Below are 1,719 nucleotides of genomic sequence, written 5' to 3' on the forward strand. Positions count from 1 at the left end.
GATATTTCTGTGAAAATGGATCCTGTGTTCCTAGATTATACGCGATCACCGGAGAGGTTTATGATGCAGATGGGCTTAACGCACTATCCAATGTTCTGGTCAAAAATAGCGATGGGGAAATCCTTGCCATCTCCAATAACGGTATGTTTACCACCACTCAAACGGTTCAACTCGGAGATATGCTCTTTTTTGAAAAGCAGGGGTATAGTACTGTCACTTTGGTTATAGATGATATTACCTCATTAAATAAGACAGTCGAAATGACCTCCGAGTGTACTCTGGATGAGTTAGTCACGTGTCAAGCTGGTGAGGTGTGTGTAGGTGAAACCTGTGAACCTGAATTCATTTATTTAGCCGGGTATGTGATCGACGATTTAACTCAAGAGCCGATTGCAGATGTCAAAGTGGAACCATCAGGGGAGTTTGGTGGACCTATCATCTTTGAAAAAACCGATCAATCGGGCTATTTCATGATCAAAATTAAGAGCGGCGAAGACCTTTATTTTTCAAAAACAGGTTATGTGGCAGAAGTTTTACCTGACCTGAGGGTAGGATCTTTGGACTTACTCATTTCATTGGAGACAGGCGGAAGCGGAATTTATTGTCCGATTGGAAGTCAGGAATTTTACGGGGAATGTCGGTTTAATTGCGTTAGCAATCAGGATTGTCCTCCTGGAACTATCTGTGTAGGAGACGGTCTGTGTTTGGAACCTGATGATTTGTGCTTGGTGACTAACTGTCCTGAGGGGACGGTTTGTTATCAAGGGCAATGTTTAGAGGATCCAATAATTATCACAGGGAGGGTTATGGATCTCAATTCCCTCGAAAACCTTGAGAATGTTTCCATCAGCTTGGCTTCTGGAGGTGAAACGCTTTTCACCACATCCGAAAATGGGCAGTACCAAGTAGTCATTGATTCAGGCGAACAATTGCAATTTACTGCTGCAGGTTATAGTTCCATCACCACGGATCCGATTTTAGCGAGCAATTCCAATTTGGTTATCGAAATGGAAACGCTTGAATGTGAAGGAATTTCCTGTCCTCCGGGATATTTCTGTGAAAATGGATCCTGTGTTCCTAGATTATACGCGATCACCGGAGAGGTTTATGATGCAGATGGGCTTAACGCACTATCCAATGTTCTGGTCAAAAATAGCGATGGGGAAATCCTTGCCATCTCCAATAACGGTATGTTTACCACCACTCAAACGGTTCAACTCGGAGATATGCTCTTTTTTGAAAAGCAGGGGTATAGTACTGTCACTTTGGTTATAGATGATATTACCTCATTAAATAAGACAGTCGAAATGACCTCCGAGTGTACTCTGGATGAGTTAGTCACGTGTCAAGCTGGTGAGGTGTGTGTAGGTGAAACCTGTGAACCTGAATTCATTTATTTAGCCGGGTATGTGATCGACGATTTAACTCAAGAGCCGATTGCAGATGTCAAAGTGGAACCATCAGGGGAGTTTGGTGGACCTATCATCTTTGAAAAAACCGATCAATCGGGCTATTTCATGATCAAAATTAAGAGCGGCGAAGACCTTTATTTTTCAAAAACAGGTTATGTGGCAGAAGTTTTACCTGACCTGAGGGTAGGATCTTTGGACTTACTCATTTCATTGGAGACAGGCGGAAGCGGAATTTATTGTCCGATTGGAAGTCAGGAATTTTACGGGGAATGTCGGTTTAATTGCGTTAGCAATCAGGATTGTCCTC

General features: G+C 42.8%; 1 protein-coding gene. It reads left to right on the forward strand.

All coding sequences use genetic code 11. The features are described from left to right. On the forward strand, positions 1-1,719 hold a 1,719-nt coding region (locus tag Q0L00_RS19510; protein WP_297338572.1), incomplete at both ends, for a hypothetical protein.

The sequence above is a fragment of the Algoriphagus sp. genome, from assembly GCF_024305035.1.
Lineage (GTDB): Bacteria > Bacteroidota > Bacteroidia > Cytophagales > Cyclobacteriaceae > Algoriphagus.